The sequence below is a fragment of the Sphingobium sp. 15-1 genome (assembly GCF_013375535.1).
GTDB classification, from domain to species: Bacteria; Pseudomonadota; Alphaproteobacteria; order Sphingomonadales; family Sphingomonadaceae; genus Sphingobium; species Sphingobium aromaticivastans.
Genome location: NZ_JABXJG010000001.1, coordinates 1,428,843 through 1,453,658, shown reverse-complemented (window position 1 = coordinate 1,453,658; position 24,816 = coordinate 1,428,843). Strand labels below are relative to the sequence as shown.

Below are 24,816 nucleotides of genomic sequence, written 5' to 3'. Positions count from 1 at the left end.
AGGATATTTTTATGGCGACGATTGTGTTGACCGCCCTTGGCACGGCCATTGGCGGGCCGCTGGGTGGCGCCATTGGCGGACTGATCGGCAATGCCTTCGATCATGCGGTGCTGTTCAAGCCCAAGGGGGTCGAGGGGCGGCGGCTGACCGAGGTGCAGGTGCAGACTTCCACCTATGGGTCGCAGATTCCGAAGCTGTTCGGGACGCTGCGGGTGGCGGGGACGGTGATCTGGGCGACGGACCTCAAGGAGACCAAGCATAAGAGCGGCGGGGGCAAGGGGCGGCCGAGCGTCACCAGCTACAGCTATTCCGCGAGTTTTGCCGTGGCCTTGTCGGCGCGGTCGGTGCGGTCGGTGCGGCGCATCTGGGCGGACGGGAATTTGCTGCGCGGGGTGGCGGGGGATTTCAAGACGGAGTTGGGGGCTTTCCGGCTGCATGGCGGGGGAGAGGATCAGGCGGTCGATCCGCTGATCGCGGCGGCGGAGGGCTTGGGCTTGACGCCGGGGCATCGGGGGATCGCCTATGCGGTGTTCGAGGATCTGGCGCTGGCGGATTATGGCAATCGGATTCCTTCCCTGACCTTCGAGGTCGAGGCGGATGAGGGCGCGGTTTCGGTTGCCGGGATGGCTGCCGAGTTGAGCGGGGGGATGCTGACGGGCGACGGCCTGGGTTCGTTGGGCGGCATGGCGGCGAGCGGTGCTGATGTGGGCGATGCGCTGGCGCCGTTGGTGGAGGCGTTCGATCTTGCCTTTGTGGCTGATGATGGCGGGTTGCATTTGCGCGCTTCCGGGACGGAAGGTGGGGCGGTTGTCGGTGGCGCTGGGCTGTGCCGGTCGGTGAATGGGCGGGCGCTGGAGGGGTTCGAGCGGTCGGGCGGCGCGGCCGATGGCGTGCCGGTGGCGCTTTCGGTGCGCTATTATGATCCGGAGCGGGATTATCAGGCGGGCGTGCAGCGGATCGGCAGGCCGGGGCCGGGGCGGCTGGAGCAGGGAATGGACTTGCCGGCCGTGCTGACGGGCGAGGAGGCGCGGGCGCTGGCGGCGCGGAAGATGGGGATGGCCTGGACCGGGCGCGCGACGATGACGCTGCGGTGCGGGTGGGACGCCTTGTGCCATGCGCCGGGCGATGTGGTGACGGTTGCGGGCGTGCCGGGGCTTTGGCGGATCGAGGAGCGGGAATGGGAGGCCATGGCCGTGCGGTTGGCGCTTCGGCGCGTGCCGGGGGCGGGCGCGGCGATACCGGCGGGGGCGTCTTCGGGCGCGGTCGTGCGGCAGGCGGACAGGCCGCATGGGCCGACGACGCTGATGCTGGCGGACTTGCCGCTGATCCGGGATGGGCTGGCGACGGCGCCGGTCATCGTGGCGGCGGCGAGCGGCGGCGAAGGATGGCGTGGGGCGGCGCTTTTCGCGATCGGCGCGACGGGGGAGGCTTCGCCTGTCGGGCGGACGGCGGGGCGGGCGGTGATGGGGTGGCTGGACGCTGCGCTGCCTGCGGGAAGCGCGACGTTGATCGATGGCGTCCATGCCGTTCAGGTCACGCTGCTGGCGGCGGATATGGAATTGAACGGGGCGGATGAGGCGGCGCTGGCGTTGGGGCGCAATCTCTGTCTGGTCGGGCGGGAACTCATCCAGTTCAGCCATGCGGTGCAGACCGGGGAGGTGAGCTTCCGGCTGGAGGGGTTGCGGCGGGGTCTGTTCGGAACCGAATGGGCGATGGCGTCCCATGAGGCGGGCGAGGATTTCCTGTTGCTGGAAGAGGATCGGCTGGTGGAGCCGCTTGCCGCTTATGGCGGCGTGCCGGAGATTGGCGGGTCTGTCCGGGTCGCGGCGATCGGCGTGGGGGACGGTGAGCCGAGTGATGCGCTGTTGACGGTGACGGGGGAGGCTGTGGCGCCGCCCTCTCCGGTCCATGTGACGGCGCGGCCTGACGGCGCGGGTGGCTGGATCATCGGCTGGACGAGGCGGAGCCGGAACGGATGGCGCTGGACCAGCGGGACCGATGTGCCGCTGGGCGAGGACCGGGAGAGTTACGAGTTGCGCCTTTGGGCGGGGATGAACGAGCTGCGTCGGATCGTCACCGATCAACCCGGCTGGACCTATGAAGCGGCGGCGGTGGCCGAGGATATGGGGGAGGGCGGCGAGCTGGCCGTGGAGGTGCGGCAGATCGGGTCCTACGCCATGGGACGGGCGGCGCGCATCGTGCTGGCTGGCTGATCGGGCTTTGCTTTCAAACGAAAAAGGACAATCGAATCATGACGATGGATGCCACTATCCGTTGGGCCTTGCCCCAGCTTTTTGCCGGGCAGGCGCAGAAGGAGCTTTTTCATAACGAGGCGCTGACGCGGATCGACATGCTGCTGCACGGCGCGGTGGAAAGCGCTGACGAAGGAACGCCGCCGGCTTCGCCTACGATCGGCGCCTGCTGGATCGTGGCGGCGGATGCTTCGGGGGCGTGGGAAGGGCAGGAGGGGGCGATGGCCTGCTGGACCGAAGGGGGATGGCGGTTTGCCGCTCCGCGTGCCGGGCTTTCCTTGTGGGTCGTGGACCGGGGGCATGCGATGCGACATGATGGCGTGGATTGGCAGGATTGTTCCGCGCGGGATGACGGATTGTATGTCGATGGCGCGCGCGTCGTTGGTGCGCGGATGGCGGCAATCGCCGCGCCATCGGGGGGCGCGACGGTCGATGCGGAGGCGCGTTCCGCCCTTTCGGCCATATTGGCTGTACTGCGCGCACATGGGCTGATCGAGGCCTGATTGAACCATGACTTTTGGTGTAACGGCCTTTTACCAGAAGGCGTCCGCGAATTAGCTGACCGGAGAGGGCGAACAGGGTTAACTGCGTTATTTTTGCAACAGTTTTGCCAATTGTGGACTTGCCATGAAACTTTCTAGCCGATACAGGGTTTCAGCAGTCCTTCGTGACACTTTTGAAAGGGGAATTCAGATGCGGAAGCTTGCCCTCGCGGCTGTGCTTGCGACCAGCGCCTTGGCCACCCCGGCCCTGGCGCGTGACAATAGCTGGTATGTCGGCATCGACTCCGGCGTTGTTCTCGTCGAAGATCAGGACATCACTTTCACCCCCGGTAATGCCGGTGCAGCCAGCAACACGGTTGCCGGTGTGGACTACCACAAGGGCTTCGATGGTGACGCCAATATCGGCTATGACTTCGGCGGTTTCCGTCTGGAAGCAGAGGCAGCCTACAAGCGCGCCAAGGTCGACCTCGACAAGAGCGGTTTCGGTGGCGCGGCTTCGGCCCTGTCGTTCATGCTGAACGGCTTGCTGGACTTCGGTCCCGATGATGGCCTGCAGGGCTTCGTCGGCGGCGGCGTCGGCGTGTCGCGCGGCAAGCTGGCCAACGATCTCGTCAACGATTCCGACACCGGTTTCGCCTGGCAGGCGATCGCTGGCGTTCGCTATCCGCTGACCAGCCATGTCGACGTTTCGCTGAAGTATCGCTTCTTCAACCAGGACGATATTAAGCTGATCCCGGCTTACACCACCATCGGTGGCCCCGCCGGTTCGTCGGTTGACACCAAGCTGCGCACCCACAGCCTGCTGCTGGGTCTGACCTACAACTTCGGTGGTGAACCGGCTGCTCCGCCGCCGCCTCCCCCGCCGCCGCCTCCCCCCCCGCCCCCGCCGCCTCCGCCTCCGCCGCCGGTGGCCGAGTGCAGCCCTGGGCCGTACATCGTCTTCTTCGAATGGGACAAGTCGGACATCACGCCTGACGCCGCCACCATTCTGGACAACGCGGTTTCGGCCTACAGCAACTGCGGTAGCGCCCAGGTCATGCTGGCGGGCTATGCGGACCGTTCCGGTACGGCCTCGTACAACGTCGGTCTGTCGCAGCGTCGCGCTGACGCCGTTAAGGCCTATGTCGCTTCGAAGGGCATCCCCGACGGCGTGATCACGACCCAGGCGTTCGGTGAAGCGAACCCCCGCGTCGAAACCGCCGACGGCGTTCGCGAACTGCAGAACCGTCGCGTGGAAATCACCTACGGTCCGGGTTCGGGTCAGTAAGATCTTCCATCCTTCGGGATGGGAATGGATTGAGGGGCTGGTCGAAAGACTGGCCCCTTTTTCTATGCAGGGTTTAGGGCCGGGCTGTGCGGGGCGGGTGATCCGGTCGGCCGATTGTGACGGGCTGGCAAAAGATGGAAATCGGGTGACAATTTGGATCGCTTAGAGCATCGTGCGGAAAAGCAGGAACCGGTTTTCTGCAAAAAAACGATGCGATAACAAAAACTAGAGCGCGCGACCTGCTCCAGATTTAACGCAGCGCACTCTAGGCAACAAAAATGCGCCTTGCCGCGTTCGCCCTGGCAGCGTCCTTCTCGGGAGTGTGTTCATCATGAAAATTGCCGCAATCCTTATGGCACTGCCTCTGGCTGTCCTGGCGTCGGCCTGCGCGACAAGTTCGTCGGGCGGTGCGCCCGCTGCCGATGCTGCCGCGCCGATGGTGCATGCGAAGCTGCTGGCCGGGGATGGTTCCGCGCGGGGAGAGGCGATGGTGACGCAAGCGGGCGATGGCCTGCATGTCGTCGTGCATGCGCAGGGGCTGACGCCGGGCATGCATGCCGTGCATATCCATATGACCGGGAGCTGCACGCCGCCCGACTTCACAAGTGCCGGTGGGCATTGGAACCCGACCGGGCACAAGCATGGCAAGGATAATCCGGACGGCATGCATATGGGTGATATGCCCAACATGATCGCTGGCGCGGATGGCGGGGGCGAGATGGAATATGTTATTCCCGGCGGCACGATCAATGGCGGGGCGACACCCCTTCTGGATGCTGACGGCGCGGCGGTCGTCATCCATGCGCAGGCCGATGACAACAAAACCGATCCGGCGGGCAATGCAGGCGGGCGAATTGCTTGCGGCGTGCTGTCGGCGGGATAGGCTCGGGAGAGGCGCGGCCGATCGTCGCGTCTGCTGTCTGGTAGGGCATTTTCAGGACGGCGGTTCGGGAAGGCGGTAACGAAGTGAGGACGCGTTTCCGCTTATCGGGAAAGACTGTCGGGGCGGGCGGCCCGCATCGAATTGGGGGCGATGTGCTTCAGCTTGTTTCGGCCCGGTAGCGTTCGACCATATGATAGGCCGGACCGGCCTGGCCCAGATGGCTTTCGAACAGGGCGAAGTCTTCGACGGTGAAAGGTGCGCTCTTGAGGTCGGTGTGGCGGGCCATGAACGTCTCCATGGAACCGGATGTCCGCCCGAAGCGGGCCAGCGTGACATGCGGGAAATAGCTGCGGTCATCCGGCGGGAGGCCGGCGCGGATGCAGGCTCGGTCGACCTTTTGGTGAAGCTGGATGAGCGGATCGTGCGGCTGGGCGCCCGCCCATAGCGTGTGGACATGACCCTTGCGGTCGAAACAGCCGACGCTGGACAGGGTCAGCTCGAAAGGCGCAAATCTTATTGCGGCCAGCGCGTCGGCCAGGTCATTGGCTTGATGGCGGTCGACCTCGCCCACGAAGCGCAAGGTGAGGTGAAGTTGGTCGTCATCCTGCCAGCGCGCGCCCGCGATCCCGTTCATCAGGCCGAGCAGTCCGGCGCGGATGTCGGCAGGCGGACGGATGGCGACGAACAGACGATGCATGATTTCCCTATAACCTTTCCATCGCAATAAGTCAGGTCGCGCTCCCCGCTTGAATTGAGCGTGGGATAAGCCGATAATAGGGGTATCGGCTGTGTCATGCCGGTGAAGGAGATTATCTCATGGCCAATTGGTCCGATCCGCGTTCCGTTGCGGGTTTTGGCGGCACGACGGTTGCGCGCGGGGAGGCGTTCGACGCTGGCCTGCGCAGCTATATGCTGTCGGTCTACAATTATATGGCGAGTGGCGTGCTGCTGACTGGCGTGGTCGCCATGCTGTTCGCGTCGAGCGGCCTTGCCTATCAGATCCTGGCGGGACCCGGGATATTGAAATATGTCATCATGTTCGCGCCATTGCTGTTCGTGATGGTCATGAGCTTTGGCGTCAATCGCCTGTCGACCTTTGCGATGCAGGCGATGTTCTGGGCCTATGCCGCGGTGATGGGCCTGTCGCTTTCGTCGATCCTGCTGGTCTACACGGGTACGTCGGTGGCGCAGACCTTCTTTGCGACGGCGGCTGCTTTTGCGGGGCTCAGCCTCTGGGGTTATACGACGAAGCGTGACCTTTCAGGCTTCGGCACGTTTCTGATCATGGGTGTCGTCGGCCTGCTGGTCGCCAGCCTCATCAACCTGTTCTTCCGGTCGAGCGCGATGAATCTGGTGATCAGCTTCATCGGCGTGCTGCTGTTCGCGGGACTGACGGCTTATGACACGCAGAAGATCAAGAGCATCTACGCCTATGTCGCGGGTACGGACATGATGGGCAAGTCGGTGGTGATGGGGGCGCTGAACCTCTATCTCGACTTCATCAATATGTTCCTGTTCCTGCTGCGCTTCATGGGCAATCAGCGGAACTGAAAGCGGTTCCTGGCTGAGATAAGGAAGGCCCGGCGGAGTGGTTCGCCGGGCCTTTTGTTTTTTGGGCTTAGTGGGGGATGGGGAGCGGATGATCTATTTGCGCGGTTTCCTAGAAGCGCACCTTGCTCCTGCGCAGGCACTCGAATGAGACGAGTGGTTCATGAGAGCCCAGTCCTGCCCTTAGTGGATCATCGCAACGTCTGAACTGGGCTCCTGCCTGCGCAGGAGCACGTATCGCTGAACGGCAGGAATTGGCCATTTCCGGCCGTGCTCCACGCGCTCTAGGCGGGTTTCTGCATCTGGGCGATGAGGGCGTTGTCCAGCTCCTTCTGCCGCCGATAGGCTGGGCGTTCGCGCAGGCGGGCGGCATAGGCTTCGAAACTGGGGCGGCTGGGGATGGTGCCGAAGCTCAGGCCCCAGTCGATCTGGGAACCGACATAGACGTCAGCGGCGGTGAACTGGTCACCGCAAATCCAGCCGGGGCCGGAGACGGCATGCTCCAGTGCGTCGATCGCATGGTCGAATGTGCCATAGCCCGCCATGCGTTCGCGGTCTTCGGGAACGACAAAGCCAAGCGCCTTGTTGGTGATGGCGGCCTCGACAGGGCCGGCGGCGAAGAACAGCCAGCGATAATAGTCGGCTCGGTTGCCGGTCGAGGGCGCAAGGCCCGCGGCGGGAAAGGCGTCGGCCAGATAGGCGCAGATGGCGGCGCATTCCGTTATCGTCTTGCCGGCGTGGACGATGGCCGGAACCTTGCCCATGGGGTTGACCGCGAGGTAATCGGCGGACTTCATGCCGCCCGCGCCATAATCCAGCACGATCATCTCATAGGGCTGGCCGACTTCCTCCAGCATCCAGCGGGCGATCTGTCCCCGCGACATGGGGTTGGTGTAGAAGGTGATGGTTTCAGCCATGGCATGCTCTCCTGCGGTCAGCGGGCGTCTTTCTGGATCGCGCGGGGATTGCGCCCCGGATCGTGGAAGCGGTCCGGCAGTCCCATCCGGCGGGTTTAGCATTGCTCAAGAAAAAGGGCGACCCGTTGGGCCGCCCTTTTCATTGATTCCCGCCGGCTTTTACTTGGCTGATTCCGCCGGCTTCGCCTTGCCGCCCTTCTTGCCTTTTTTGGGGGCGGCGGGGGTGATTTCGAAGGCGAGGGCGTCGTCCTTCAGCCGGACATGGACCTCTCCGCCATGGACCAGCTTGCCGAACAGCAGTTCCTCGGCCAGCGGCTGCTTGATCTTCTCCTGCATCAGACGGCCCATCGGGCGGGCGCCATAGAGCTTGTCATAGCCGCGCTTGGTGAGCCAGGCCTTCGCCTCGTCGTCCAGGGTGATGTGGACGTCGCGGTCGGCCAGTTGCAGTTCGAGTTGCAGCACGAACTTGTCGATGACCCGCGCCACGATTTCCGGCGGCAGATAGCCGAAGGGCACCACCGCATCCAGGCGGTTGCGGAATTCCGGGGTGAAGAGCTTCTTCACCGCGTCCTCCTGCACATCTTCGCGGGTGAACTCACCAAAGCCAATGCTTTCCTTCGCCATGTCCGACGCGCCGGCATTGGTGGTCATGATGAGGATGGTGTTGCGGAAATCCACCGACTTGCCATGGTGATCGGTCAGGCGGCCATTGTCCATCACCTGCAACAATATGTTGAACAGGTCCGGGTGAGCCTTTTCGACCTCGTCGAGCAGCAGCACGCAGTGCGGATTCTGGTCGACCGCATCGGTCAGCAGGCCGCCCTGGTCATAGCCGACATAGCCCGGAGGCGCGCCGATCAGGCGGCTGACCGAATGGCGTTCCATATATTCCGACATGTCGAAGCGCTGGAGCGGGATGCCGAGCAGATGGGCGAGCTGCCGCGCAACCTCCGTCTTGCCGACGCCGGTGGGGCCGGAGAAGAGATAGTTGCCGATCGGCTTGTCGGGATCGCGCAGGCCCGCCCGCGACAGCTTGATCGCGGAGGACAGCACCTCGATCGCCCGGTTCTGGCCGAAGACGACGCGCTTCAAATCCGTGTCGAGCGTTTCGAGGACCGACTTGTCGTCCGCCGAGACGGTCTTGGGAGGAATGCGAGCCATGGTCGCTATGACCTGCTCAATCTCCCTGGGCGTGATCGTCTTCTTGCGCTTGCTCGGCACCACCAGCATCTGCATCGCGCCGACCTCATCGATCACGTCGATCGCCTTGTCCGGCAGCTTGCGGTCGTTGATGTAGCGCGCCGACAGTTCCACCGCCGCCTTGATCGCGTCGGGAGTGTATTTGACGTTGTGATGCTCCTCAAAGGCGCTGCGCAGCCCAGCGAGAATCTTGATCGTGTCCTCGACCGTGGGTTCGTTGACGTCGATTTTCTGGAAACGGCGCAGCAGGGCGCGGTCCTTCTCGAAATGGTTGCGGAACTCCTTGTAGGTGGTGGAGCCGATGCAGCGGATCGTGCCGCCCGATAGAGCGGGCTTCAGCAGGTTGGATGCATCCATCGCGCCGCCTGACGTTGCGCCCGCGCCGATTACCGTGTGAATCTCGTCGATGAAGAGGACCGCGTGGGGCATCTTCTCCAACTCGGTGACGACCGCCTTTAGCCGTTCCTCGAAATCGCCGCGATAGCGGGTGCCGGCCAGCAGCGCGCCCATGTCGAGCGAGTAGATCACCGCTTCCTTGAGGACATCGGGAACCTCGCCCTCCACGATCTTGCGCGCCAAGCCTTCCGCGATGGCGGTCTTGCCCACGCCCGGATCGCCCACATAGAGCGGGTTGTTTTTCGACCGGCGGCAGAGGATCTGGATCGTCCGATCGACTTCGGAAGCGCGGCCGATCAGCGGGTCAACCTTGCCCCGCGCCGCCTTCTCATTGAGGTTGACGGTGAACTGCTCCAAGGCACTGTCCTTCTTGCCCTTGCTGTCCTGCGCCTTCTTTTCCTCCTCCTGAGCGCCCTTGGTCTCGCGCTGCTCAGGGGCGGCCGTGCCCTTGCCGACGCCGTGGCTGATATAGCTGACGGCATCCAGGCGGCTCATATCCTGCTGCTGGAGGAAATAGACGGCGTAACTCTCCCGCTCGGAGAAAAGCGCGACGAGCACATTGGCTCCCGTCACTTCATCTTTTCCAGAGGACTGGACGTGCAGGATCGCGCGTTGGACCACCCGCTGGAAGCCGCTGGTGGGCGAGGGGTCGCTTGCGCCCTCCACCTTCAGGCTGTCCAGTTCGGAGTCCAGATATTGCGTCACCGCGTCGGACAATTCGCCAAGCTCCACGCCGCAGGCCTGCATCACCTTCGACGCATGTTCATCGTCGATGAGCGCGAGCAGCAGATGCTCCAGCGTCGCATATTCGTGACGACGCTCCGAAGCGTGGGTCAGCGCATTATGCAAGGTGGTTTCAAGGGCGGATGCGAAAGATGGCATGTCTTTTATACTCCTGACCCCAAAGGAGGGGCTGTACTTGAACCATATGTCGGCATTGCTCGACGATGGATCAAGGTGCGACCCGAGACCACCGGAATTGCCAGACTGCCCATGCCCCTTGAAACCCGAAGAAGTTGAACTCCCGTGGAGTCGCGAAGGGCAAGACGCGGGTTCATCGCTTGAATAACGCCTCGGCACTTGCCTTGTGGTTAACGGCGCTTTCAATCTTCGATCGGGTGCGGGCGATTTCGCCCTCCAGCGCGGTGATGCGCGCATTGAGATCGGCCACGGACAGGGGACCCAGATCCTGTCGAAGCAGTAGGGTCAGCGGATCATCGGCCTTTCTGGGGCGATCGTCATCCATGTCCATGAATCGCAATGTTGACCCTGTAGGCCAGTCTGTCAATAAGGCCTTCATTCCGCCCATCGATTTTAGGTGCGGTGCAACATTTGCCGCGGGGGCAGCATGGCGATAGAAAGCCCAAGGCCAAGCGAAACGGTGCCGGGTGAAATGACGGCGGTCGGCATAAAGGTTCCGGGCGGGCCGGAGGCGCTGGTGCCCGAGCGGCGGCCGGTTCCCGTGCCCGGTCCCGACGAAGTGCTGATCAAGGTCGCGGCTGCTGGCATCAACCGGCCTGACGTGATGCAGCGCCAGGGCAAATATCCGCCGCCGCCGGGCGCCTCGGACATTCCGGGGCTGGAGGTTTCGGGCGTGATCGTCGCCGCGGGCGGGAGCGCCGAACTGCTGGTTGGCCGCCGGGTTTGCGCGTTGTTGCCAGGCGGAGGCTATGCCGAATATGCGGTCGCGCCGGCTGGCCAGTGCCTGCCGGTACCCGACGATTATGATCTGGTGGAGGCGGCGGCCCTGCCGGAGACGTTGTTCACCGTCTGGAGCAACCTGTTCGAGCGCGCCTATGTGGTGGAAGGCGACACGGTATTGGTCCATGGCGGCACCAGCGGCATCGGCACCATGGCGATTGCGCTCTGCAAGCTGTTCGACATTGCCATCATCGTGACCTGCGGCAGCGACGAGAAATGCCTGGCCGCGAAGGCTTGGGGGGCAGATCATGCGATCAACTACCGCACCCAGGACTATGTGGAGGAGGTGAAGCGGATCACCGGCGGGCAGGGGGTGCAGGCCGTGCTCGACATGGTCGGCGGGGACTATGTTCCGCGCAACATCCAGTGCCTGGCGGAAGATGGCCGCCATGTCTCCATCGCGGTGATGAGCGGACCCAAGGCGGAGGTCTTCATTCCAGCGATCATGAGCAAGCGGCTGACCCTGACCGGATCGACGCTGCGCCCCCGCTCCGTGGCGTTCAAGAGCCTGGTGGCCGATGAGCTGATGCGGGTGGTGTGGACCTTTATCGAGCAGGGCAAGCTGCGGCCGGCCGTGGACAGCCGCTTCCCGCTGGCGGAGGCCGCAAAGGCCCATGCGCGCATGGATGCGGGCGATCATTTCGGGAAGATCGTGCTGACGGTTTGATGGAGTGGGGTGTCTGCTTTGGGTGGGAAGCTGCCTTCACCGTAGCCGTCATGCTGAACTTGTTTCAGCATCCATCGTGCCCCACAGGCGGCGGAATGTGAGGAGAAATGGATGCTGAAACAAGTTCAGCATGACGTGTGTGGCAAAGGCAGCTTATGTCTCCTATTGGCCAACCTCGGCCACCCCTTCGTCTTAGAAAGGCTTGCCCCAGAATTTGGCGACCTTCGGGTCTTTCGCGCAGGAATCCCGCAGCGCCCGCCATTGCGCCTGGTCCAGAGCGGGACGATGGGATGCGTACGGTTTGACGGCCGCAGCGAAGCGGCGCTGGCGGTCGGCGGAGAGCGGATGGGAGGAGAGCCAGCTCATCGCTTGCGCCTCCTTCCCATCGCCTTCCTGACCGCCCAGGCGCTGGAAGAAGGCGGCGGTGGCGGCAGGGGAAATCCGGGCCTCGCGCATCTGGTCGATGGCGACGCCGTCCGCCGCGCTTTCCGCCCCCCGGCCATAGCTGAGCGATAGCACGCCGTTCAGATAGCCGCCCGCATTGCCCCCGGCCCCGCCCAGCACCACGCTCAGCCCAAGCTGACGGATCAGCCCCGTCATCGTGTCGCGGTGGCGGACATGGCCGAGTTCATGGCCAAGGACGCCGGCCACTTCATCGGCGGATTGGGCCTGCTGGACAAGGCCATCGAACAGGATGATGCGCCCGCCGGGCAAGGTCACCGCGTTCACCATCGGGATATTGGCGAGCGCAATTTCGCGGGCTTCGTGCTGAGGGTCGATCCGCGCCGCCAGCGCCTGGAGCGCGGCGTCGCCCGAGGGGGTGTGGCAGAAGCGGCCGCCGAAATCGCCCACCATCGCGTCGCCCATTCGGTTTTCCCAGCTTTGCGGGACGAGCGGGGCGATGACGCCGGGCGCTTCGAGCGCGCCCCAGACGATCAGGGCGGCGACCGCCGTGAAGGCTCCCGCCGCCGGCCAGAAACCGAAGCGGTCGATCCAGCGGCCATAGCGTTCCCCCTTGGGCAGATGCGCGGCGATGCTGGATGGTGCCTCGCCGGAAAAGCCCATGCGCCAGCCGGGGATCGCGCCGTGGCCATAGGCCGAACGCCCGCCCTGGGCGCCGATGACGGTAAGGTCGCTCCAGTCGGTGGGCGCGCCGACCCAGCCGCTTTCCGGTTCCTCCAGCACGAAGCCGGCGCCGGCAGGGCGAAGCAGGACGTTTCGCCGGACCGCCGTCACGCCGTCATAATGCCAGAGCCGGAAATCCGACATGCCGGTCAGAAAGCCCCCACGTCGAGCGCATCGAGCAGGCCTTCGCCATGGCGGCTGGTCTTCGTCTGCGACTGGGTGAGTTCGTCGGTGTAGATGGTGCCGGTCGCGCCCATATGGGTCACGAAGAACTTCCAGTGGCGATATTGCAGGAAGATCGCGCCGATGCCGAGCGTGCAGAGCACCAGAGCGATGTCGCCCAGGAACAGCAGGAACCAGTCCTTGGTCCGGGCATAGAAATGGAAGTTGAGGCCGGTGAGCGACAGCCCCTCCACCGCTTCCCGGAAGAAACTGGCGTAGAAGGCGAGCGCGATCAGGCCGAGACCGGCATAGATCGCCACCACGAAGACCAATATGCCAAGGAACATGCCGGCGACCTTCCCGGCATCGCCGCCGGGCTGCATGCCGCCAAAGGGAACTGCCACAAAGGCCAGGATCGCGCCGATGATGACGGCCGCTATGGGAAACAGATAGAAAAGCAGAAACCGCCGGAAGGTCGGCCCATGATCGCCCGCCGCCTCGAAACTGTGCGGGCCGAAGCTCATCTTGTTCCAGCGCTCGTTCCACAGCGACATCATCGACCAGGGGATCATCAGCCCCGCCGCCAGGCTGCCGACGGCGCTTTTCCACATATAGGAAATGCCGTAGCCGAAGCCTTGATCGTCGCTGCCGCCGCGGATGCCGTGCCACCAGGTCCGGCTCAACCGGTAACGCAGCGCGCGGAAGCGGGCGAGGCCGACCATGTAGAAGATCGTCACGAAGGCCGCGAGCGTCAGGATCGCGGCAATGCCCTCATGCCCCTGGAGGATGAGCGCCTGCGCGCCGAATTGCAGGAAGAGGAAGGGAAGGCCGATCAGCGCCAGCACCATCAGGAAGCCAAGGAACAACTCCTTGCCCGTGCCGGTCCATTCCAGCCGGTCGTCGATGAAGCGCGTGTTCGCCCAGAGATAGCGCCGCGTCCGCGTCGTCGCCCAGAAACGATAAATGCCCAGCGTGACGATCGTCAGCAGCAGGTTGGTGAAGGCGATCGGCGCATAATCGCGCCAATTGCCCTCAAAGGCGAAGCCGTCGCCGCCAATGCGTTCCTGATCCATGATAACCCCCTGTAGCCCTGCGGCAGAAGACTATGGCAACGGCAGCGGGTCAAGGGGGATCGGAACCGTTTCGGCGGCTATTATGCTGAAAAATCAGAATTCGGCGTAGCGTTCATTGCCGATGAAGCCGAGCTTCTCGACCCCGGCGCGGCGGATGTCGGCCAGCACTTCGTCGACCGTGACGTAGCGGGCGGCGGCGTCCGGCTGGAACTGGAGTTCGGGCTCGACGGGAAGGCGCAGCGAGGCGGCGAGATATTGGCGGAGCGTGAACCGGTCGATCGCCGCGCCATTCCAGCGGATGACGCCGGACGCATCGATAGCGACCCTGTTCTTGACGGTGTTGATGGGCGTCGGGAGCAGTTCCTTCGGCGTTTGCGGCAGATCGACCGCGATGCTGTGCGTCTGGATCGGGATGGTGATGATGAACATGATCAGCAACACCAGCATCACGTCGATCAACGGCGTGGTGTTCATGTCCGACATGGGGGTGTCCTGTCCGGCGCTGTTGGGTCTTGCGAAGCTCAAAGCCATTTGCGTCCCTTTCGTTGAGATAATGATATATCAACACATGAAACATGCCTCGATCGACCGTTCCTGGCAAGAGGGCTACCGGCGTTTGTTTGGCGTATCATGCAGGTCGTTGGCTGTTCCGGTCGACTTCGGAACGCTCTATTGACAGGACGGGCGGCCCATTTATGGGGAAGGCGCGGTTTTTTCGGCCGCGCAATATGCCATTTTCACAGAAAGACCCTCCGTGTCCGCCATGCTCAAGATCACCCTGCCCGATGGTTCCGTGCGTGAAGTCGCGCCCGGCACTACCCCGGCGGACATTGCGGCGGCGATCGGGCCGGGTCTGGCCAAGGCCGCCATCGCCGCGCGAGTCGATGGCGAGCTGCGCGACATCATGCGGCCGCTGGAGCAGGATTCGCAACTGGCGCTGGTGACGTCCAGAGATGAGGCGGATGCGCTGGAACTGGCGCGGCACGACTTCGCCCATGTGCTGGCGGAGGCGGTGCAGGCTTTGTTTCCGGGGACGCAGATCACGTTCGGGCCTTCGACCGACGATGGCTTTTATTATGATTTCGCGCCGAAGGATCGGCCGTTCACCGAGGAGGACCTGCCCGCCATCGAGGCGAAGATGCGGGAGATCATCGCCGCCGACAAGCCGCTGCGCCGGGAGGTGTGGAAGCGCGAGGATCTGATCGCCCGCTGGAAGGCCGAGGGCGAGACGTTCAAGGCGGAGTGGGCCGTCGAACTGCCCGAGGGCGAGGAATTGACGGTCTATTGGTCCGGCGCCGATTGGCTCGACATGTGCCGTGGTCCCCACCTCGCCTCCACCGGCAAGCTCGATCCGGCGGCGTTCAAGCTGACCCGCGTGTCGGGCGCCTATTGGCGCGGCGACCAGAAGAATGCGATGCTGAGCCGCATCTACGGCACCGGCTGGCTCAACAGGAAGCAGCTCGATGCGCATCTGACGCGTCTGGAGGAGGCGGCGAAGCGCGACCATCGCAAGCTGGGCGCGGAGATGGACCTGTTCCACCTTCAACAGGAGGCGCATGGGTCGGTGTTCTGGCACCCCAAGGGCTATCTGATCTGGCGCGAACTCGAAGCCTATATGCGCCGCGCCATCGACGGTGCGGGCTATCGCGAGGTCAAGACGCCGCAGGTGATGGACGCGCGCCAGTGGGAACAGTCCGGCCACTGGGGCAAATATCGCGAGAATATGTTCGTCATTCCCGACGAAGTGCCCAATGTCGAGGATGAAGGCCCGCTGGTATCGGACGACGCCGACTGGATGGCGCTCAAACCCATGAACTGTCCGGCGCACATCCTGATCTTCAAGCAGGGGATCAAAAGCTATCGCGACCTGCCGCTGCGCTTCTACGAAAATGGCTGCTGCCATCGCAACGAGCCGCATGGCGCGTTGCACGGCCTGATGCGCGTGCGCCAGTTCACGCAGGACGACGCGCATATCTTCTGCCGCGAGGATCAGATCGTCGAGGAAGTGCGGGCTTTCTGCGCGCTGGCCGACCGCATCTACAAGGATTTCGGTTTCACCTATTCGATCAAGCTGGCGCTGCGCCCGGACAAGCGCTTCGGCACTGAGGAGATGTGGGATCAGGCCGAGGAAGAGCTGCGCAATGCGGTCGCCGCGGCGGGGCTCAATACGCCCGAATATGGCTGGGAAGAGCTGCCGGGCGAGGGCGCCTTCTATGCGCCCAAGCTGGAATGGCATTTGACCGACGCGATCGGACGCACCTGGCAGGTCGGCACGATCCAGTCGGACCGCGTGCTGCCGGAGCGACTCGACGCCTCCTATGTGGGCGAGGATGGCGAACGGCATCGGCCGGTGATGCTCCACCGCGCGATTTTCGGTTCCTATGAGCGCTTCGTCGGCATCTTGATCGAACATTATGCGGGCAAATTCCCGCTCTGGCTGGCGCCGGTGCAGGCGGTTGTGGCGACCATCGTGTCCGACGCCGACGGCTATGCGCAGACGGTCGTCGAGAAGCTGCGGGCGGCAGGAATCCGGGCGGAAACCGACGTGCGGAACGAGAAGATCAACTATAAGGTGCGCGAGCAGAGCTTGGCGAAAGTGCCGAATTTGCTGGTCGTCGGCCGCCGCGAGGCGGATGAGGGCACGGTCGCGCTGCGCGAACTCGGCAAGGAGGGACAAAGCATCCTTTCGGTCGAAGATGTCATCGCCCGTCTTGCAAAAGGGGCCCGCGCACCTGATATGCGGTGAGGCAGCAATGCCACATGGGGCTGGTGAATCCGCAACTGCGGGCTTGCCGCCCCTTTCGGCTTTGCGCTAAAGGGCCGCCAGAGTCGTTGTTACAACTTCCATAGGAGAAGCCGCTATACGTCCCCCAATGATGCGCCGCCCGATGGCGCCGCCGCCTAAGTCTGGTCCCCGTTACAACGAGTTCATCACCGTGCCCAAGGTGCGCGTGATCGACGACGAAGGCGAAAATCTGGGCGTGATGTATACGCAGGAGGCGATCGAGCGCGCCTATGAGATCGGGCTGGACCTGGTCGAAGTGTCGCCCACCGCCGATCCGCCGGTCTGCAAGTTTCTGGACATCGGCAAATATAAGTACGAAGCCCAGAAAAAGGCGAATATCGCCCGCAAGACCCAGAAGACGCAGGAACTCAAAGAGATCAAGATGCGTCCGAACATCGACGATCATGACTATGATACGAAGATGAAGAAGGTTCATGATTTCATCGGTGACGGCGACAAGGTGAAGATCACCCTGCGCTTCCGTGGCCGCGAATTGTCGCACCAGCAGCTCGGCATGCAGTTGCTCCAGCGCGTGGCGGAAAATGTGGGCGAGATCGCCAAGGTCGAAGCCTATCCGCGCATGGAAGGCCGCCAGATGCTGATGGTGTTGGCGCCGAAATAACGCTTCGGCTTTTGGGGTGTGCTTGTCGGGCGGGGTCTGGATGCAGGCTCCGCCCGATGCGTTTTCCAGGTTCGGAAGTCCGCTGCTTTTGGCCAAAAGCGTAGCATTTCCGTCATATTCGCTGCGGAGTTGTAACATAGGCCCGCTAAGGATTCGCTTCTGAGGGAAACAGCTCAGGGGCCGCATCATGAACGCCATCACGCGCCTGCCTTTTCTGGCGGATCTGGACGATGGTGCCGACGACAAATTCGCCATTCCCGAACGGGAAGGGAAGCGTCGCCGCTATCGCACGATCTGGATTTCGGACATTCATCTGGGCACGCGCGGCTGCAACGCGAAGATGCTGATCGACTTCCTCGACAGCGTCGACAGCGACACCATCTATCTGGTGGGCGACATCATCGACGGCTGGCGACTGAAGAGGCGCTTCTACTGGCCCGCCGCGCATAATGACGTGGTATGGCGCGTGATGAAGCGCGCCAAGCGTGGCACCCGCGTCGTCTACATCCCCGGCAATCACGATGAGATGTTCCGCCAGTTCACCGGCCTCAGCTTCGGCGGCGTCGAAATCCGGCGCAAGGCGATCCATGAAACCGCCGATGGGCGCAAGCTGCTGGTGCTCCATGGCGACGAGTTCGACACGATCATGCTCGCGCACCGCTGGCTCGCCTTCATCGGGGATGCGGCCTATACCATGCTGATGCGCGTGAATGTCGTCGTGAACGCGGTGCGCCAACGCATGGGCCTGCCCTATTGGTCGCTGAGCAAAATGGCCAAGCACAAGGTCAAGAACGCCGTCGAATTCATCTCCCGCTTCGAGGAAGTGGTGGCGCATGAGGCCGGATCGCGCGGCGTCGATGGCGTGGTCTGCGGCCATATCCACAATGCCGAAATCCGCGAGATCGCGGGCGTCCACTATTATAATGACGGCGACTGGGTGGAGGGCTGCACCGCGCTGGTAGAGCATTTTGACGGCCGGATGGAAGTATTGCACTGGGCCGATGAGATCGCGAAGCGCACGGCCGACGAACCGTCGCGGATCGCGGCCTGACGGGAGGGGAGCCGATGCGCCCGCCCCCCATGCGCATAATCATCGTGACCGACGCCTGGAGCCCGCAGGTGAACGGCGTCGTCCGCACGCTCCAGACCATGCAGACGGAACTGGAGAAGATGGGGCATGAGGTGAAGGTGATCTCCCCCGACCTCTTCGGTTCCATCCCTTGCCCGACCTATCCGGAAATCCGCCTGGCCTTCGCCCGGTCGACGGTGGTGGGGCAGATGATCGCCGCTTTCCGTCCCGATGCGATCCATCTGGCGACCGAAGGACCGCTCTGCCTTGCGGCGCGGCGCTGGTGCCTGCGCAGCGGCATCCGCTTCACCACCGCCTATCACACCCATTTTCCGGACTATGTGGCGCAGCGCACCGGCCTGCCCGCAGCCTGGTTCTGGCGCTATATACGCTGGTTCCATGGGCCGGCCGAAGCCGTGCTGGTGTCGACCGGGTCGGTCAGGCAGCAATTGCGCGCCCATGGGCTGGCGCAGGTGCGCGCATGGGGCAGGGGGGTGGACCTGGCCGCCTTCACGCCGCGGGCGACGCCGCCCGCCACCTTTGCCGACCTGCCGCGCCCGATCCAGCTTTATGTCGGCCGCGTCGCGATCGAGAAGAATCTGGAGGCTTTCCTCGCCAGCGACCATCCGGGCACCAAGGTGGTGGTGGGCGACGGCCCGGCCCGCGCCATGCTGGAAAAGGCCTATCCGCAGGCGCATTTCCTGGGGCCGATGTTCGGAGCGGAGTTAGCCGGGGCCTATGCCGGCGCCGATGTCTTCGTCTTTCCCAGCCGCACCGACACGTTCGGGCTGGTGATGATAGAGGCGCTGGCCTGCGGCACGCCGGTCGCTGCCTATCCGGTCACGGGTCCGGTCGACATCGTTACCCCGGAAACCGGCGCATTGTCGGACCGGCTGGAGGATGCCATCGCCGCTGCGCTCCTCTGCGACCGCAAGACCTGCGCCGCCTATGGCCAGAGCTTCAGTTGGGAACGCAGCGCGCAGGAATTCCTGGCCGGCCTGCACAATATCGGTCCCCAGGCGCTCGACAGCGCGGCTTGACGCTTTTCCTTGCCGTTGCTGGCGGGATGCACTATCTCAGGTCGGGCGTGGCCGCCCTGCTTGGGCGGCCCTTGTTGTTTTTAGTGCCGGAGAATTCCCGTGTCCCAGCCTCTCATGCCCCATGCGACAGCCAGTTGGCTGGTCGACAACACTGCGCTGAGCTTCGACCAGATCGCGGAGTTTTGCGGGCTGCACATCCTGGAAGTGCAGGCGATTGCCGACGATACCGCAGGCACCAAATATACCGGCCGCGATCCGGTGCGCGCCCATGAAATCACGATGGAGGAAATCCACAAGGGCGAAAGCAATCCGGATTACCGTCTGAAGATGCTGAAAGGCCCGGAGCCGGTCCGCCGCACCAAGGGGCCGCGCTACACCCCGGTGTCCAAGCGTCAGGACAAGCCGGACGGCATCGCCTGGATATTGCGCAACCATCCGGAGATTTCGGACGGCGCCATCGGCAAGCTGATCGGCACCACCCGCACCACTATCGCCGCGATCCGCGACCGCACGCACTGGAACATCTCCAACATCGTGCCCAAGGACCCGGTGACGCTCGGCCTCTGCTCGCAGCGCGAACTGGACGCGCTGGTGACGAAGGCGGCGAAGAAGGCGGGCATTGAAGCCCCCACCGATTCGCGCCTGGACGGCGACCGCGAGGCGCTGATCAACGAACTGCGCCGCGAACGCGACGACGCCACCCGCCGCGCCGAACAGGCGCTGAAAAGCGAGTCCGACCTGATTTCGGGCGCCGCGAAAATCCTCGATCCGTTCAGCGACAATAAGGGTCAGGTTTGATGCCGTAACGTCATTCCGCCGCGCGCGGAATGACGGTGGCGGAAAGCTGAGAGGGGTCGTGCCTGGCTGCAAGGCGCGGCCCTTTTTGTCGTGCTTTACGCTTGCGTAAAGGGAAGGCGTAACTTACACCTGTACAAATGGAGAGCAGCGAAAAGATCTGGAAAACCCGCTATAATCATCCCTCCGCCTGGGAGCAGACATTCCCGCCCTTGTCGATGGTGGACATGGTGGCGAACAGCGCCGCAGCCAATCCGCAAGCGGTGATGATCGATTTCATGGGCCGCAAGACGACCTATGGCGAAATGTTCCATGTCATCAGCCAGGTCGCTCGGGGATTGCAGGATCTGGGCGTCCGGAAGGGCGATCGGGTCGGCCTCTATCTTCCCAACGTGCCCCATTATGTCGCGGCCTATTATGGCGCGATGATGGCCGGGGCCACCGTCGTCAATTACTCCCCGCTCTACACCGCCGCCGAACTGGAGCATCAGGTCGAGGATAGCGGCACCAAGATCCTCTTCACCCTGTCGGCCAAGGCGTTGTTGCCCACGGCGCTGGAAGTGCTGGACAATAGCAGTCTGGAACGGCTGGTCGTGGGTTGCGTGGCGGAGGTGCTGCCGCCCGCCAAGTCGGTGCTGTTCCGCCTGTTCAAGCGCAAGGAGACCGCCACGGTCCCGCATGATCCGCGCATCACCCATTATGCCGATCTGCTGCGTCATGGCGATGACCCCGCGCCCGTCGCGATCGACCCGGAGCAGGACATTGCCCTGCTGCAATATACCGGCGGCACCACCGGCCGGCCCAAGGGCGCGATGCTGACCCATCAGAATCTGACCGCCAATGCGCGGCAGGTTCGCCTGATCGATCCGCATCCCGAAGCGCCGGACCGCATATTGGCGGTGTTGCCCTTCTTCCATGTCTTCGCCAACACCTGCGTGCTCAACCGCACGGTGCTGAACGGCGGCGAGATGGTGATGCTGCCGCGTTTCGAGGGCACGCAGGTGCTGGCCGCGATCCAGCGGACCAAGGCGACCTCGCTGCCCGGCGTGCCCACCATGTACCAGGCGTTGCTGGATCATCCCGCGACGCCGAATATCGACTTTTCCTCCCTGCGCCTGTGCATTTCCGGCGGCGCGCCCCTGCCGCTGGAGGTCAAGCAGCGGTTCGAGGCGATGACCCATAGCAAGCTGGTGGAGGGCTATGGCCTCACCGAAAGCAGTCCGGTCGTCTGCTCCAATCCCTATGAGGGGCTGAACAAGTCCGGCACCGTGGGTCAGCCGGTTCCCGGCACCCGCGTCAAGCTGGTCGACCGCGAAGACCCGACCCGCCCAGCGCCCGCAGGCGAACCGGGCGAGCTGGTCTTTGCCGGGCCGCAGATCATGAAGGGCTATTGGCAGCGGCCCGACGCCGACAAGGAGGTGTTCGTCGACGGCTGGCTGCGCACCGGCGATGTCGGGCTGATCGACGCGGACGGCTATGTGAAGATCGTCGACCGGCTGAAGGACATGATCGCCGTGGGCGGGTTCAAGGTTTTCCCGAGCGAGGTCGAGAAGATTCTCTACCACCATCCGGCGGTCAAGGAAGCACTGGTGATCGGCATTCCCGACCATTATCGCGGCGAGTGCCCCAAGGCCTTCGTCACCTTGCAGGAGGGGTCCGGCATAGACGGCGCCGCGCTCAAGGACTGGCTGAACCCGCAACTGGGCAAGCATGAGAAGGTGTGCGAGGTGGAGGTGCGCCTCAACCTGCCCAAGACGCTGGTCGGCAAGCTGTCCCGCAAGGAACTGGTGGCCGAGGAACGCGCCAAGGCGGAGGCGGCGACGCAGCAGACTGGAACCGCGGGCTGACTCTTCCTATCTCAGCGGCCAATATAGGATAAGGACGCAAATATGGCCGAAGAGATCGCAACCCTGGCTGGCGGCTGCTTCTGGTGCACCGAGGCGGTGTATCAGAATTTGAGGGGCGTGAAGGCCGTGGAAAGCGGTTATATCGGCGGCGCGCTGCCCGATCCGACCTATGAGCAGGTCTGCTCCGGCGCGACCGGTCATGCCGAGGCGATCCGCATCACCTATGATCCGGCGGTGATCGGCTATGGCGACCTGCTGGACATTTTCTTCGCCACGCACGATCCGACGACGCTCAACCGGCAGGGCAATGACATCGGCACCCAATATCGGTCGGCCATCTTCCCCCATTCGTCCGAACAGGCGGCGGAGGCGAGGGCGGGTATCGAGCGCGCCCAGGCGGATCAGGCGAACCCGATCGTCACCGCCATCGAACCCGACGCGCCCTGGTATCCGGCGGAGGATTATCATCAGAAATATTGGGAGCGGGTAGGGGACCGGAACCCCTATTGCATGGCGGTGATCCCGCCCAAGCTCGCCAAGCTGCGCAAGGGCTTTGCCGAGCGGATCGAAGCGCCCTAACGGTTCGTCGCCCACGGCTTGCCCTGGCCGCCAGCGTCTTTAAGCTGACGGAAATGACAAGCCGGGGAAGAGATATGAACAAGATCGCATGGATGGCCGCGCCGGCTTTGTTGCTGTTCCTGCCGGGCTGCATTGCGCGGACGGCGGCGAATATCGTGACGGCGCCGGTGCGCGCTGGCAGCCAGGTGGTCGACTGGAGCACCACCAGCCAGGAGGAAGCCGACCGCAATTACGGCCGCAAGATGCGCAAGCAGGAAGCGCGCGAAGCCCGCGAACGGAAGAAAGAGGAAGAACACCGCCGCAGCGAATGCCGTGAAGCGGGTTATGATAATTGCGGGTGAGTGATTTCTCGCCCTTTTATCCGGCCCATTCCCACGCGTCATGCTGAACTTGTTTCAGCATCCATTGCGCCTTCGAAACCGCCGCTCATGGAGAGAATGGATGCTGAAACAAGTTCAGCATGACGGTACCCATAGGCGGTCCGCATGAATGCGAATGTTAAGCCGCCGCCCGCCGTAATCGGTCGTTGATCGCCACCCCAATTCCTTCATTCGGGATCGGCGCCACCGCGATCCGCTCCGCCGCGCTCGCATCCGCGATGTGCAAGGCCGCGAACAGATGCGCCGCCGCCTCGCGCATATCGGCGTCGGGACTCAAATTCACATGACAGGGCATCAACCCGAAGCCGATCAGATATTCGTCCTTCTCGGCCTTCAGAGCGTTCAGCCGCACCGGCTTGGATGGCGCATAATGGCTTTCCAACTGCCCCGGCGCCTCGATCTTCGCATTCTCCACGCCCGTCACTACCGGCAGCCGGGTCGCTTCCTCCAGCATCGCCGCCGTGACCGGGCCTGGCCGCAGCAACCGGATGCGGCCGCTTTCCGGCGCGACGATGGTCGATTCCAGCCCTTCGCTGGTCGGCCCTTCGTCCAGGATCATGCGGATCTTGCCGTTGAGGCTCGCCATCACATGTTCGGCCCGCGTCGGGCTGATCGCGCCGCTGCGATTGGCCGACGGCGCGGCGAGCGGCCGGCCACTTTCCCGAATCAACGCCCGCATCGCCGGATGCGCGGGCAGTCGCAGCGCTACTGTCGGTAGCCCCGCCATCACCAGCGGCGACAGCCCGCTGTCCGCTCGCACCGGCAGAACCATGGTCAGCGCGCCGGGCCAGAACCGTTCCGCGAGCTTGTCGGCTACGGGTGAAAAGTCGGCCAGACGCCCGGCCATCTCCCTGTCCGCGACATGCACGATCAGCGGATTGAAGCTGGGCCGTCCCTTGGCGGTGTAGATCGCTGCTACCGCATTGGAGTCCGTGGCGTCAGCCGCCAGGCCATAGACCGTCTCGGTCGGCACGGCGACCGGCTCGCCAGCGCGGATCAGCAGCGCCGCCTCGCGCAGCGCTTCGCTGCCGTAGCGGCAGATTCGGGTGGAAAAGACAGGATTTGGGATGGTCACGACCCCAGCGATATAAGCCCCGATTTCGGGGAGTAAAAGGCCATTGCTACAGAAGAATGACATATGCGCCGCGCTTGCCCCAGAAGCGGGGGAGGGTTAAGCGAGGGCGCCATGAACGATGCCCTGCTGACCCGCATTGCCGAAGCGCTGGAACGGATCGCTCCGCCGCCCGCTTCCTCCGCCGATCTGGCCGCCGCACCTGCCTATGTGTGGAACGGCGCCTCGATCCGTCCGGTAGAGACCTTCGCGCCGGTGGATTATGCCCTGCTGACCGGCATCGACGCGCAAAAGCAGGCGCTGCTTGAAAACAGCCGCCGCCATGCCGCCGGCCATGCGGCGCATGACGTGCTGCTTTGGGGCGCGCGCGGTACCGGCAAGTCGGCCGCGGTCGCCGCGGTCGTCGGCAAGCTGCAGGCGGAAGGGCAGGACATCGCCCTGCTGCAATGCGCGATCGACGAATTGGCCAGCCTGCCGCAGCTCTTCACCATTTTGCGCGACACGCAGCGGCCCTTCATCCTGTTCCTCGACGATCTGGGCTTTGAGGAAAATGGCGTGGGAGACGCCCGTTCGCTCCGTTCGCTGCTGCAAGGCGGCACTGCGGCGCGTCCGGCCAATGTCCGTCTCTATGTGACGTCGAACCGCCGCCATATCGTCCCCCGTCACCTGTCGGAGCAGGACGACCCGGTCAATCCGCGCGACGTGGTGGACGACAAGATGGCGCTGTCCGATCGCTTCGGCCTGAGCCTGGGTTTCCATGCGATCGACCAGGATGCCTATGTCGCCATCGTCGGCGGCTATGCGGCCAGTCTCGGCCTCAGCTTCGAGCCGCTGGACGCGATCCAGTGGGCGACCCAGCGCGGCAGCCGTTCCGGACGCGTGGCCTGGCAATATGTGGTGGAACTGGCCGGGCGTAACGGCCTCACTATCTAG

The 24,816-nt window shown here is 63.8% G+C and carries 23 protein-coding genes; 15 read left to right on the top strand and 8 right to left on the bottom strand.

The window, feature by feature from the left end; genetic code table 11:
• Nucleotides 1-11 precede the first annotated feature (11 nt).
• The 4 genes from HUK72_RS06780 (at nt 12) to HUK72_RS06765 (ending at nt 4,905) form a co-directional block, all read left to right on the top strand.
• Nucleotides 12-2,213 carry a phage tail protein gene (locus HUK72_RS06780; protein ID WP_176596101.1) on the top strand — a complete coding sequence of 734 codons (2,202 nt, stop codon included), beginning with the start codon at nt 12-14 and terminating at the stop codon, nt 2,211-2,213.
• A gap of 38 nt (nt 2,214-2,251) precedes the next feature.
• On the top strand, nt 2,252-2,755 hold the full coding sequence (locus HUK72_RS06775; protein WP_176596100.1) for a DUF2793 domain-containing protein: 504 nt from the start codon (nt 2,252-2,254) through the stop codon (nt 2,753-2,755).
• A 190-nt stretch (nt 2,756-2,945) separates the two neighbouring features.
• The gene (locus HUK72_RS06770; protein ID WP_176596099.1) at nt 2,946-4,022 is read left to right on the top strand and encodes an OmpA family protein; all 1,077 of its coding nucleotides are present in this window, start codon (nt 2,946-2,948) and stop codon (nt 4,020-4,022) included.
• A gap of 331 nt (nt 4,023-4,353) precedes the next feature.
• The gene (locus HUK72_RS06765; RefSeq protein ID WP_176596098.1) at nt 4,354-4,905 is read left to right on the top strand and encodes a superoxide dismutase family protein; all 552 of its coding nucleotides are present in this window, start codon (nt 4,354-4,356) and stop codon (nt 4,903-4,905) included.
• A gap of 157 nt (nt 4,906-5,062) precedes the next feature.
• Here HUK72_RS06765 and thpR read toward each other — a convergent pair whose 3' ends face one another.
• Nucleotides 5,063-5,602 carry an RNA 2',3'-cyclic phosphodiesterase gene (gene thpR / locus HUK72_RS06760; RefSeq protein WP_176596097.1) on the bottom strand — a complete coding sequence of 180 codons (540 nt, stop codon included), beginning with the start codon at nt 5,600-5,602 and terminating at the stop codon, nt 5,063-5,065.
• A gap of 119 nt (nt 5,603-5,721) precedes the next feature.
• Here thpR and HUK72_RS06755 point away from each other — a divergent pair, with 119 nt between their 5' ends.
• The gene (locus HUK72_RS06755; protein WP_176596096.1) at nt 5,722-6,456 is read left to right on the top strand and encodes a Bax inhibitor-1/YccA family protein; all 735 of its coding nucleotides are present in this window, start codon (nt 5,722-5,724) and stop codon (nt 6,454-6,456) included.
• A 281-nt stretch (nt 6,457-6,737) separates the two neighbouring features.
• Here HUK72_RS06755 and HUK72_RS06750 read toward each other — a convergent pair whose 3' ends face one another.
• The 3 genes from HUK72_RS06750 to HUK72_RS06740 form a co-directional block, all read right to left on the bottom strand.
• The gene (locus HUK72_RS06750; protein ID WP_176596095.1) at nt 6,738-7,370 is read right to left on the bottom strand and encodes a glutathione S-transferase family protein; all 633 of its coding nucleotides are present in this window, start codon (nt 7,368-7,370) and stop codon (nt 6,738-6,740) included.
• A 159-nt stretch (nt 7,371-7,529) separates the two neighbouring features.
• The gene (gene clpA, locus HUK72_RS06745; protein WP_176596094.1) at nt 7,530-9,848 is read right to left on the bottom strand and encodes an ATP-dependent Clp protease ATP-binding subunit ClpA; all 2,319 of its coding nucleotides are present in this window, start codon (nt 9,846-9,848) and stop codon (nt 7,530-7,532) included.
• A gap of 172 nt (nt 9,849-10,020) precedes the next feature.
• Nucleotides 10,021-10,218: a DUF1192 domain-containing protein gene (locus tag HUK72_RS06740; RefSeq protein WP_176596093.1), complete on the bottom strand. Its 198-nt coding sequence runs from the start codon at nt 10,216-10,218 to the stop codon at nt 10,021-10,023.
• A gap of 96 nt (nt 10,219-10,314) precedes the next feature.
• Here HUK72_RS06740 and HUK72_RS06735 point away from each other — a divergent pair, with 96 nt between their 5' ends.
• Nucleotides 10,315-11,334, top strand: coding sequence for an NAD(P)H-quinone oxidoreductase (locus HUK72_RS06735; RefSeq protein WP_176596092.1), 1,020 nt, complete (start codon nt 10,315-10,317; stop codon nt 11,332-11,334).
• Nucleotides 11,335-11,526: 192 nt separating this feature from the next.
• Here the strand turns inward: HUK72_RS06735 and HUK72_RS06730 are convergent, their stop codons facing one another.
• The 3 genes from HUK72_RS06730 to HUK72_RS06720 form a co-directional block, all read right to left on the bottom strand.
• Nucleotides 11,527-12,603: a M48 family metallopeptidase gene (locus HUK72_RS06730; RefSeq protein WP_176596091.1), complete on the bottom strand. Its 1,077-nt coding sequence runs from the start codon at nt 12,601-12,603 to the stop codon at nt 11,527-11,529.
• A gap of 5 nt (nt 12,604-12,608) precedes the next feature.
• On the bottom strand, nt 12,609-13,694 hold the full coding sequence (locus HUK72_RS06725) for a YjgN family protein (RefSeq protein ID WP_176596090.1): 1,086 nt from the start codon (nt 13,692-13,694) through the stop codon (nt 12,609-12,611).
• A gap of 93 nt (nt 13,695-13,787) precedes the next feature.
• A complete protein-coding gene (locus tag HUK72_RS06720) occupies nt 13,788-14,225 on the bottom strand; it encodes a biopolymer transporter ExbD (protein ID WP_176596089.1) in 438 nt (145 codons plus the stop codon).
• A gap of 232 nt (nt 14,226-14,457) precedes the next feature.
• On the opposite strand from HUK72_RS06720, the gene thrS reads away from it, so the two are divergent.
• The 8 genes from thrS to HUK72_RS06680 all read left to right on the top strand — a co-directional run bounded on the left by thrS (nt 14,458) and on the right by HUK72_RS06680 (nt 22,772).
• Nucleotides 14,458-16,440 (top strand): threonine--tRNA ligase, encoded by a 1,983-nt coding sequence (gene thrS / locus HUK72_RS06715; RefSeq protein ID WP_176597770.1) that lies wholly within the window; start codon nt 14,458-14,460, stop codon nt 16,438-16,440.
• Nucleotides 16,441-16,567: 127 nt separating this feature from the next.
• Complete coding sequence (gene infC, locus HUK72_RS06710) at nt 16,568-17,101, top strand: translation initiation factor IF-3 (RefSeq protein ID WP_021238112.1); 534 nt, start codon at nt 16,568-16,570, stop codon at nt 17,099-17,101.
• Between the two features lie 187 nt (nt 17,102-17,288).
• Nucleotides 17,289-18,152 carry a UDP-2,3-diacylglucosamine diphosphatase gene (locus tag HUK72_RS06705; RefSeq protein WP_176596088.1) on the top strand — a complete coding sequence of 288 codons (864 nt, stop codon included), beginning with the start codon at nt 17,289-17,291 and terminating at the stop codon, nt 18,150-18,152.
• 29 nt (nt 18,153-18,181) lie between these two features.
• A complete protein-coding gene (locus tag HUK72_RS06700; RefSeq protein ID WP_176597769.1) occupies nt 18,182-19,210 on the top strand; it encodes a glycosyltransferase family 1 protein in 1,029 nt (342 codons plus the stop codon).
• 114 nt (nt 19,211-19,324) lie between these two features.
• Nucleotides 19,325-20,008, top strand: coding sequence for a DUF1013 domain-containing protein (locus tag HUK72_RS06695; protein WP_176597768.1), 684 nt, complete (start codon nt 19,325-19,327; stop codon nt 20,006-20,008).
• Between the two features lie 137 nt (nt 20,009-20,145).
• Nucleotides 20,146-21,852 (top strand): long-chain fatty acid--CoA ligase, encoded by a 1,707-nt coding sequence (locus HUK72_RS06690; protein ID WP_176596087.1) that lies wholly within the window; start codon nt 20,146-20,148, stop codon nt 21,850-21,852.
• Between the two features lie 42 nt (nt 21,853-21,894).
• Nucleotides 21,895-22,431 (top strand): peptide-methionine (S)-S-oxide reductase MsrA, encoded by a 537-nt coding sequence (msrA, locus tag HUK72_RS06685; protein WP_176596086.1) that lies wholly within the window; start codon nt 21,895-21,897, stop codon nt 22,429-22,431.
• 74 nt (nt 22,432-22,505) lie between these two features.
• Nucleotides 22,506-22,772: a hypothetical protein gene (locus HUK72_RS06680; protein WP_176596085.1), complete on the top strand. Its 267-nt coding sequence runs from the start codon at nt 22,506-22,508 to the stop codon at nt 22,770-22,772.
• A gap of 157 nt (nt 22,773-22,929) precedes the next feature.
• Here HUK72_RS06680 and HUK72_RS06675 read toward each other — a convergent pair whose 3' ends face one another.
• On the bottom strand, nt 22,930-23,886 hold the full coding sequence (locus HUK72_RS06675) for an L-threonylcarbamoyladenylate synthase (RefSeq protein WP_176596084.1): 957 nt from the start codon (nt 23,884-23,886) through the stop codon (nt 22,930-22,932).
• A 111-nt stretch (nt 23,887-23,997) separates the two neighbouring features.
• On the opposite strand from HUK72_RS06675, the gene HUK72_RS06670 reads away from it, so the two are divergent.
• Nucleotides 23,998-24,816 (top strand): ATP-binding protein, encoded by an 819-nt coding sequence (locus HUK72_RS06670; protein ID WP_176596083.1) that lies wholly within the window; start codon nt 23,998-24,000, stop codon nt 24,814-24,816.

What these genes read in the sequence shown, in the direction of transcription:
- HUK72_RS06780 (WP_176596101.1), top strand. Translation starts at nt 12, where the DNA reads ATGGCGACGATTGTGTTGACCGCCCTTGGCACGGCCATTGGCGGGCCG.
- HUK72_RS06775 (WP_176596100.1), top strand. Translation starts at nt 2,252, where the DNA reads ATGACGATGGATGCCACTATCCGTTGGGCCTTGCCCCAGCTTTTTGCC.
- HUK72_RS06770 (WP_176596099.1), top strand. Translation starts at nt 2,946, where the DNA reads ATGCGGAAGCTTGCCCTCGCGGCTGTGCTTGCGACCAGCGCCTTGGCC.
- HUK72_RS06765 (WP_176596098.1), top strand. Translation starts at nt 4,354, where the DNA reads ATGAAAATTGCCGCAATCCTTATGGCACTGCCTCTGGCTGTCCTGGCG.
- thpR (WP_176596097.1), bottom strand. Translation starts at nt 5,602, where the DNA reads ATGCATCGTCTGTTCGTCGCCATCCGTCCGCCTGCCGACATCCGCGCC.
- HUK72_RS06755 (WP_176596096.1), top strand. Translation starts at nt 5,722, where the DNA reads ATGGCCAATTGGTCCGATCCGCGTTCCGTTGCGGGTTTTGGCGGCACG.
- HUK72_RS06750 (WP_176596095.1), bottom strand. Translation starts at nt 7,370, where the DNA reads ATGGCTGAAACCATCACCTTCTACACCAACCCCATGTCGCGGGGACAG.
- clpA (WP_176596094.1), bottom strand. Translation starts at nt 9,848, where the DNA reads ATGCCATCTTTCGCATCCGCCCTTGAAACCACCTTGCATAATGCGCTG.
- HUK72_RS06740 (WP_176596093.1), bottom strand. Translation starts at nt 10,218, where the DNA reads ATGGACATGGATGACGATCGCCCCAGAAAGGCCGATGATCCGCTGACC.
- HUK72_RS06735 (WP_176596092.1), top strand. Translation starts at nt 10,315, where the DNA reads ATGGCGATAGAAAGCCCAAGGCCAAGCGAAACGGTGCCGGGTGAAATG.
- HUK72_RS06730 (WP_176596091.1), bottom strand. Translation starts at nt 12,603, where the DNA reads ATGTCGGATTTCCGGCTCTGGCATTATGACGGCGTGACGGCGGTCCGG.
- HUK72_RS06725 (WP_176596090.1), bottom strand. Translation starts at nt 13,694, where the DNA reads ATGGATCAGGAACGCATTGGCGGCGACGGCTTCGCCTTTGAGGGCAAT.
- HUK72_RS06720 (WP_176596089.1), bottom strand. Translation starts at nt 14,225, where the DNA reads ATGGCTTTGAGCTTCGCAAGACCCAACAGCGCCGGACAGGACACCCCC.
- thrS (WP_176597770.1), top strand. Translation starts at nt 14,458, where the DNA reads ATGCTCAAGATCACCCTGCCCGATGGTTCCGTGCGTGAAGTCGCGCCC.
- infC (WP_021238112.1), top strand. Translation starts at nt 16,568, where the DNA reads ATGATGCGCCGCCCGATGGCGCCGCCGCCTAAGTCTGGTCCCCGTTAC.
- HUK72_RS06705 (WP_176596088.1), top strand. Translation starts at nt 17,289, where the DNA reads ATGAACGCCATCACGCGCCTGCCTTTTCTGGCGGATCTGGACGATGGT.
- HUK72_RS06700 (WP_176597769.1), top strand. Translation starts at nt 18,182, where the DNA reads ATGCGCATAATCATCGTGACCGACGCCTGGAGCCCGCAGGTGAACGGC.
- HUK72_RS06695 (WP_176597768.1), top strand. Translation starts at nt 19,325, where the DNA reads ATGCCCCATGCGACAGCCAGTTGGCTGGTCGACAACACTGCGCTGAGC.
- HUK72_RS06690 (WP_176596087.1), top strand. Translation starts at nt 20,146, where the DNA reads ATGGAGAGCAGCGAAAAGATCTGGAAAACCCGCTATAATCATCCCTCC.
- msrA (WP_176596086.1), top strand. Translation starts at nt 21,895, where the DNA reads ATGGCCGAAGAGATCGCAACCCTGGCTGGCGGCTGCTTCTGGTGCACC.
- HUK72_RS06680 (WP_176596085.1), top strand. Translation starts at nt 22,506, where the DNA reads ATGAACAAGATCGCATGGATGGCCGCGCCGGCTTTGTTGCTGTTCCTG.
- HUK72_RS06670 (WP_176596083.1), top strand. Translation starts at nt 23,998, where the DNA reads ATGAACGATGCCCTGCTGACCCGCATTGCCGAAGCGCTGGAACGGATC.